Source organism: Rhodococcus sp. T9N (assembly GCF_024436645.1).
In the GTDB taxonomy this organism is placed as follows: Bacteria; Actinomycetota; Actinomycetes; order Mycobacteriales; family Mycobacteriaceae; genus Rhodococcus_F; species Rhodococcus_F qingshengii.
In genome coordinates, this window is record NZ_JAMSKS010000012.1 from 216,092 (window position 1) to 223,426 (window position 7,335).

The window sequence follows — 7,335 nt, forward strand, 5'->3', positions numbered from 1 at the left end:
AATTCCCGTGCAAGTAGATTCATGGACGTTCAGTCTGATATCGTCATATTCCATGACATCCAGTACGGGGAAGTGGCCCGAGGAACTGACCAAGGCAGTCGTTGAACAGATCCGCCGCTACCGCCAAAAGCGGGGGCTCAGCTACCAGCAGCTCGCTGATCGTTGCACCGAACTCGGGTACCCCACGGGTCGGACAACACTCGCGAATCTTGAAGCGCACAAACGAAAGTCGCTCACGCTACATGAGTTGATAGTTCTCGCGGCCGCACTGGAGGTGCCTCCAGTGGAGCTCATATTCCCGGGCATACCGGACGGCGAATTTCAGATCCTGCCGAACAAGTCACAGAACGCTTGGGACGCACTCAAATGGTTCACTGGCGAAACGAAGGTGCCCCGTGAGGCAGCTCAGCCCGACGAACCTGAGTATCACCTGACGCTGATGCGCGAACTGGACTCGATTCCCGGTCAGATCTCACAGTGGGAATCAGATGTTCGTGACACGAAGATCCAGTATGAGACTGCGATGGCGGCCGCCGAGGAGGAAGGCTCTTCGGTTGAGGAGTACAAGACAGCCTCGACGCTGAGGCACTGGATTCGGCGTGCGAATGCGGCAATCGCCGATACCCGAAAGGCCGAAATCCTGATCAAACAGAAGCTGAAAGACGCTGGCTTCGATGTTTCTGAGATTGAGGAGGAGTTATGAGGGGGAGTGTTTCGAAGCGGTGCAAATGCCCCGTCGAGCGCGACGCAAAGGGCCGGCGCAAAGCCTGCCGCAAAGCCCACGGCTCGTGGGTGTTCATTGCGGACATGGGAAATGACCCGGCAACAGGGAAGCGTCGCCAGGTTCGTAAGTCCGGATTCAAGTCCAGCGATGACGCTGAGGCAGCGCTGTCTGCGTTCCTGCACGCGGCTGGTACCGGGCAGCTCGCACACGACGACAAGCTGACTGTCGCTGATTACCTGCGAGGTTGGATCGAAGCGAAACGAGATTCGGGGATCCGGCCGACGACGATCCGGTCGTACGAGCAGCACGTGAACTCGTACTTGATCCCGCATCTCGGGCGGCTTCGTCTCGGTGAGCTGCGCGCCACCCACGTCGAGAAGTTCCTACGGGACATCGCGAAGCCGAAGGCCAAGCCTGAGGCGGACGCGCAGATCGCAAAGGGAGCGCGCCGCAATCCGAAGACGCTGAGTCCGGCAACAATCCGGCGCGTCCACGCAACGCTGCGCACCGCGCTCACTTCAGCGAAGCGCAAGCATCTCGTGGCGTTCAATGCTGCCGAGAACCTCGAACTGCCTCGCGCCGCTCGTCCGAAGGTGAAGCCGTGGGAGGCCGAGGAGCTGGGCAAGTTCCTCGACCATGCGACCACCGACCGACTCGGCACGCTGTACGAGACGATGGCTATGACGGGACTGCGCCGCGGTGAGACCTGCGGGCTGCGTTGGGATGACGTGGACCTGGACAAGAACACTGTCATCGTTCGTCAACAGCTCGTGGAGATCGACGGAACCGGCATTAAGTGCGAGTTCTGCAAAGGCGAGCACCGACAGTTCCAGTTCGGTAAGCCGAAGACGGCCAGCGGTGAAGATCGTGTGGTCGGTATCGACGCGCACACCGCGGGCGTTCTGCTGGCTCACCGCTTCGCTCAGGACATGGAACGAGCCGAGTGGGGTGAGGCATACGTCGAACACGGTCTCGTTTTCGCTCGCGAGAACGGACAGCCCTACCCGCCGCAGTACGTCACCGATCAGTTCAACAAGCTGACCAAGGCCGCGGGTGTGCGCTCGATCCGTCTGCACGACCTGCGCCACGGTCAGGCGTCACTGTTGCTCGCGGCCGGCGTCGATCTGACCATCGTCAGTAAGCGGCTCGGGCACTCGTCGATCGCCATCACGGCGGACACGTACAGCCACCTTTTGGCTGGTGTGGACTCCAAGGCTGCCGAGGCTGCGGCCGGTCTCGTACCGCGCTCGAACAGGGAACAAAAAGGCGGGCGTGACCACTTGGTGACCACTCCCGCCGATCCGAACGTGCCTGTCCCACAATCTGAACAGGAAGATCCTGGTCAGGATGGTGCCCCCAGTAGGACTCGAACCTACGACCTGCGGATTAAAAGTCCCAAATCGGCAATGTAGCTAAGTGTGCGAAAGTGAGTTATGGCGTTGTGCGGCAACCGGTTTCATAAACCTTGGAAGTGGTCGGATGTGCCACAATATAGCCCCATATAGCCCTAAGGTGTGGCACGTTTCGTGGCACGAAGGCCGTACCCCTTGGGGGTATCGCCGAGAGCGGCACGAATCGAGTCCCACTGAGTCGTCGCAAGATGGGCGTATCGCTGCGTCGTCACGATTGATTGATGCCCCAAGAGTTCCTTCACGGCCATCAGTGGAACCCCTGCCTGAACCAGCCGTGACGCATAGGTGTGGCGAAGGTCGTGCACCCGCGCCGGCGGGATGGGCATCCGCTTCTGCTTGATCCGCAACGAGTTCGCATCAGCGATCGCAGCTTCCCACCGGTGGCGGAAATTGTCCCCATCCATCGGCCTACCCTCGACGCCCTTGAGGACACGTAAGCCGGGCAGTACGAGACCGGTATGGGCACGAGCTGATCGAACATATTGAACCGGCGCCGGCCTACCCGGTCCACGCGACTCCAGTTCAGACTCCAACATCTTCGACAGCTCCCGCGAGATCGGCACAACTCGATTGCCGTAACTCTTCGTCGACTTGATCTGCTGCCCGATCGGATCCCAGGATCGACTGATGGCGACAGTGTTGTGCGCGAGGTCCACCGACTCCCAGTGCAGCCCCAACCCTTCACCTAGGCGTACTCCAGTCCCGAGGAACAGCTGCACGGCGAAGGTATCCCGAGCGCTCATGTGATAAGTGATGTCTCGGACTTCCTCGTCCGTGACGTACCTCTCCAGTGGGGCCCCGGACTTGGGTAGCACCACTCCGACACATGGGGATTTGTCGATCATCCGAGCTGCGACCGCAGCCTTGAGGGAACTACTCAGTAGGTGGTAGCACTTGATCACTGTCGACGGCGCGAGTCCTCCGTCTTCAAGTTCCCGCAGCCAGACCTGGACGCCATGTGTAGTGATGTCCTTGAGCTTCACATGCGCCCACTTCGGGCGGACATGTTTCTCCAGGCGGCCTCGATCCCGGCCCTTCGTTGACTCGGCAACGCGGCGAGATGATTCCCACCTGGGTTCCCATTCACCCCAGGTGATTTTCTGGGACTCTACATCAGTGGGATTGGCCCGCTCTTTATCCTCGGCAGCTTGAGCTTTCGCCAACGCCTGTTTCTCGCGAGGCCACACTCCAGCGGATCGCCATTTCCCGGAGGCATCGCGGTAACGGCCCTGCCATTTCCCGGATGCAAGTTTCCTGACTGATGCCATCAGTCGGTCCGATTCGCTTGAACCACTTCTGAATCCCCCATCGTCAGGTTGACCTGCGTCGCATCAATTCGTGGAACTCCCGAGTCGATCAACAACTCCGGAATTGGTAGCCCTCGACCGACCCGCGAAAGGATCCGCATGATCACGGCCATTGTTTCGGGGAGCTTATCCCTGGGCACTCGCGCCACTAGTGGGGCGAACACCCCGAGCATGTCGCGAACTTCGTGAGTGATCAAACCGTAGTCGGACGGAGCAACCCCAAGTGCTGAGAAAATCTTGACGAGGTTGTCCTGCTGTCCCGCTGCGCCGTTCTCGATTCCCTTAATGGTTCCCGCGGGTACTTCGGATTCGCTCGCGAGCTGATCCCTTGTCCAGCCGACCGCGTCCCTGATGGCGCGGATCTGGGGCCCATAGGACCGTCGTTCATTTTCGTCCATGACGTCTGCTCCATTTGCGCAGGATGTGCGGCGCCTTCGCCGCAATGTAGGTGCAAGCCGGGGTTACGTTTAAAGGTTGAATCCTCAATTCGCACTCGAGTTTTCAAGGGTGGCAATAGACTTCGTTCAGTGCACTAAGAGAGTGTTCACCAGAAGATTACCGCCCCTGTCGGGCCGATTTGAGGGAATCCAATATGCCGAACCGGGTTGCTTTCTTGTGTCCAATTCTGTCCGTCACCGCCGATGAACTTCAAGTACTCGGCATCGTTCCGTGCGAAGCCTCGGAGGAGATCTTCTACCAGGTGGACCGCGGCGAGATATTGGCCGAAATCGGCGCACTTGTGGCTACTCGGGACAAGGTCTATGTGATCCCTCGGCACGGCTGCACTGACCTGCAGTGGTCCTTACTGCTCGGTGCGGCCGAGTATGCCTTCTATTACACGCCTTCGGTTCACGGCGGGTGGTGTTTCAATCCTGATGTTGAGGAGAGTTGGGAGACGTATGTGTCCGTTCATATTCCCTCCGCTCCTGCTCGTCAAGAGGTACTACTTTCGGACCAGCGCGCCGAGGACTGGGGTTGGGCTGCTGCCTAGAGGCAGCAATCATGGGGGCTCCGCCAAACCCAACTTCTCCATAAGGCGTCGGATTGCTCGTCGCGTCCTGCGTGCTCGTGTCTTCATCGCTTTCCTCCTGCGTCGCGGCGAAGCTGCGGATCAGCTCGTCGAGTGCTCGGCGCTGGCGGTCATTGAGTAAGCGGACTTCGGGTGGTGGGGTCCAGTCTTCGGCCGGAGCCGTTCTGTTCCATGCCGCCACCTGTAGCTGCCCCAGTGGAATCGCCAGTACCTCTGCGAGCCGCTCTAGCGTCCGGGCGGATGGCCGCCCATGCCGGCCGGACCAGTAGGCCGCGATCGTGCCGTAAGGCAGGGTGATGCCGCGCTTGTCGGCGATCTCTGCTGCCTGTCGGGCAGTCACCGGCTGACTGTTCAGCAGGTTGCTTAGCTTGCTCACGGTTTCAGACGCTCCCACGATTGACGGGTGTTCGAATAATCTGCTTGTAACCAGTGTGGTTACAAATTACCCCAATGTCTCTACCTGCACCCCTGGTCGCAGCTGGTTACAGCTATTGCCATTTGTAACTGGGTGTGGTTACATTCTGCTTGTTGCTTGACCAACCAAGAAGCAGGGAGTTACATTGAGATCTCAAGGCGTTCGTACGCATACCGTCGACACAGGGAGGCTCTGGGTGCGACTCATCAGTAAGCAGGCATTCCGCCAGTACATGGGATTCCGCAAGTTCAGTAACGCCGGGCTCGCAAAAGAGGCGAAGTGCTCGATTTCAACGATCGCCTTCCTGCGTAGCGGAGGGAAAAGCAGTCGCGACACAGTCGGAGCTGCAACAGCTGCTCGCATCGAGGAGGCCCTCAACGCCCCTCCCGGATCGCTTTTTTCGGCCACAGTGATTGTCGCTTCCGCAAGCATGAAGCAGGCAGCATGAGTGACGTCTATTTTCTCTTTGCTCACCGCGCTAATGCGATCAAGATTGGCGTCGCCACTAACCCACACAAGCGAATTCGCAGCCTGCAGACGCCTGAGCCCTGCCGCTTGGTTGGACTAATGACTGGAGTTGGAGTCGAAGGTGAAGCGGCGCTTCATGGCGACTTCAGGCATCTCCGTACACATGGCGAATGGTTCACGGCGACCGATGAACTGCGGTCCTATGTCGAGCAGCACGCCGAAGATGTCCCAGACGGCGCATGGTCTCGGGTTGAGACACCCCGCTCCCGGAAGAGATCAGGTGGGCAGGCGAAGCGAAAGCGCAGCAACCGTGCACTGGACGCGACGCCCGGAGATCGAATCTTTTACGTCTATGAGTGCTACAGCGCAGCCGGCGACTTCCTTTACGTAGCCCGCTCAATCAATCCGGGAGCGCACTGGGCGGAGCGTCTCAGGTACGCAAACAGTGAATGGACCCAACTGGTTGCGCGGTTCCAGGTGCGCGGACCATACACGAAATCGATCGCTACAGAGATTTACTCGGAAGCAGTCGAACGCGACCCGATTCATGTCAACTCGGCCCCGACCGCCAAGGCGGCGGAGGCGGCCCGTCGACACTTCGTAAATGTTTCCCTCCGTGGCCGCATGGAGCGTGGCGACTCATGGGAGCAGGCGATAGCGGTCGCCCTCGAAGAGGCCGACGCCATTGATTTCCGGGAATTGTCCCGGGAGCAGAGAAAGACCGCCAACTGATGCAACAGCTAGCGGTCTTGGACCTCACCCTCACTCAGAAAGGAAAGTCATGACTGATCTTACCTCTACCGACTCGATCGAACTGTTCTCGTTCGAGACGACCAATATTCGCACTGTCGATATTGATGGTCAGCGCTGGGCTGTAGCGGCCGACATCTGCCAGGCACTCGACATCGGCAATGCCGCAATGGCTGTAAGCCGACTCGATGAAGCTGATGTCAGCAGTACTGATATCAGGTCCAGCGGGCAGGTTCGGCGAATGAACGTCGTCTCTGAAAATGGTGCGACCGATCTCGTCCTCGATTCACGTAAGCCTGAAGCTCGCCGCTTCCGTCGCTTCCTCACCCATGAGGTCTGGCCATCCATTCGGGACACGGGTTCCTACTCGACAGCCCCTGCGTTGGTGGGCCCTGAATTTTTTGCTCGCGCAGTACTCGAAGCTCAATCGATGCTCGCTAAGAAGGATGCGCAGATTTCCGAGCTCGAACCGAAGGCGGAGTTCTTCGACGAGTTGATGGACTCGGACGGTTGCTACAGCCTCGCGGCTACGGCGCGCATCGTGAAGTGGGGACGGAATGTGATGCTCCGCGAACTCCGCCGCATGGGAGTGCTCCAGAGCAATAACCTTCCGTACCGCCGATATGACCATCACTTCAAAGTCGTGCCGGGTACGTACAAGAACCGGAAGACCGGCGAGACGGTCCCAACCGCGACGACTTTCGTCCGACCATCTGGCATCGACTTCCTCCGCAAGAAGCTCTCGTCCAGTGTCGAACTTGGAGATGCAGCATGAGTGCAATCATCGAATCCCCCTGGATGGACGTGAACGAGGCCGCGGCGTACATGCGCCGGCATCCCGTCACCGTCCGCAAGGATCTTGAGTCCGAGCGCCTTCTCGGGTATCAGCGCAAGGCGCCGAATGGTCACTGGCGAATTCATCGCGACGACTGCGATCGGTTCCTCCGTGGCGAACGACCATTGTCGGTGGCGTCATGACCATCAACGCCCTCCGAGCCACCATCCTCACCGCCACCTTCGGTCTCGCTGCCTGGGTTGTCATGGTGTGGACGATCGTCACTCTCGCCGATGGGAGGTTGTCATGATCCGCACCTTCGACGGTCTCGAGGTTGACACCATCGAGCCCATCCCCGCGCACAACCCGTCAGCCCAGACGACTGACCTCGCCCACGGCGGCTACTGGAATTGCGAACTCACCGGTGGTGGATGTGTCCAGCAGTTCGGCGATG

General features: G+C 59.3%; 9 protein-coding genes. 7 read left to right on the top strand and 2 right to left on the bottom strand.

Going from position 1 to position 7,335, the window contains the following annotated elements; translation table 11 throughout:
• The first annotated feature begins 52 nt into the window (after positions 1-52).
• Complete coding sequence (locus tag M1L53_RS20365) at positions 53-703, top strand: helix-turn-helix domain-containing protein (RefSeq protein ID WP_054188930.1); 651 nt, start codon at positions 53-55, stop codon at positions 701-703.
• Positions 700-2,136 (top strand): site-specific integrase, encoded by a 1,437-nt coding sequence (locus tag M1L53_RS20370; RefSeq protein ID WP_261949258.1) that lies wholly within the window; start codon positions 700-702, stop codon positions 2,134-2,136. The genes M1L53_RS20365 and M1L53_RS20370 overlap by 4 nt, the downstream gene beginning before the upstream one ends.
• 95 nt (positions 2,137-2,231) lie before the next feature.
• Here the strand turns inward: M1L53_RS20370 and M1L53_RS20375 are convergent, their stop codons facing one another.
• Entirely contained in the window at positions 2,232-3,119 is an 888-nt protein-coding gene (locus M1L53_RS20375; RefSeq protein WP_261949259.1) for a site-specific integrase, read from the bottom strand.
• A gap of 284 nt (positions 3,120-3,403) precedes the next feature.
• Positions 3,404-3,841 carry a helix-turn-helix transcriptional regulator gene (locus M1L53_RS20380; protein WP_261949260.1) on the bottom strand — a complete coding sequence of 146 codons (438 nt, stop codon included), beginning with the start codon at positions 3,839-3,841 and terminating at the stop codon, positions 3,404-3,406.
• A gap of 194 nt (positions 3,842-4,035) precedes the next feature.
• Between M1L53_RS20380 and M1L53_RS20385 the strand changes: the two genes are divergently transcribed.
• The 5 genes from M1L53_RS20385 to M1L53_RS20405 all read left to right on the top strand — a co-directional run bounded on the left by M1L53_RS20385 (position 4,036) and on the right by M1L53_RS20405 (position 7,084).
• Entirely contained in the window at positions 4,036-4,434 is a 399-nt protein-coding gene (locus M1L53_RS20385) for a hypothetical protein (protein WP_261949261.1), read from the top strand.
• A 650-nt stretch (positions 4,435-5,084) separates the two neighbouring features.
• Positions 5,085-5,336 carry a hypothetical protein gene (locus tag M1L53_RS20390; protein ID WP_261949262.1) on the top strand — a complete coding sequence of 84 codons (252 nt, stop codon included), beginning with the start codon at positions 5,085-5,087 and terminating at the stop codon, positions 5,334-5,336.
• Entirely contained in the window at positions 5,333-6,088 is a 756-nt protein-coding gene (locus M1L53_RS20395; RefSeq protein WP_261949263.1) for a GIY-YIG nuclease family protein, read from the top strand. Before M1L53_RS20390 ends, M1L53_RS20395 begins: the two co-directional genes overlap by 4 nt.
• Before the next feature lie 49 nt (positions 6,089-6,137).
• The gene (locus tag M1L53_RS20400) at positions 6,138-6,881 is read left to right on the top strand and encodes a phage antirepressor KilAC domain-containing protein (protein ID WP_261949264.1); all 744 of its coding nucleotides are present in this window, start codon (positions 6,138-6,140) and stop codon (positions 6,879-6,881) included.
• Entirely contained in the window at positions 6,878-7,084 is a 207-nt protein-coding gene (locus M1L53_RS20405; protein WP_080909521.1) for a helix-turn-helix domain-containing protein, read from the top strand. Before M1L53_RS20400 ends, M1L53_RS20405 begins: the two co-directional genes overlap by 4 nt.
• Positions 7,085-7,335: the final 251 nt, after the last annotated feature.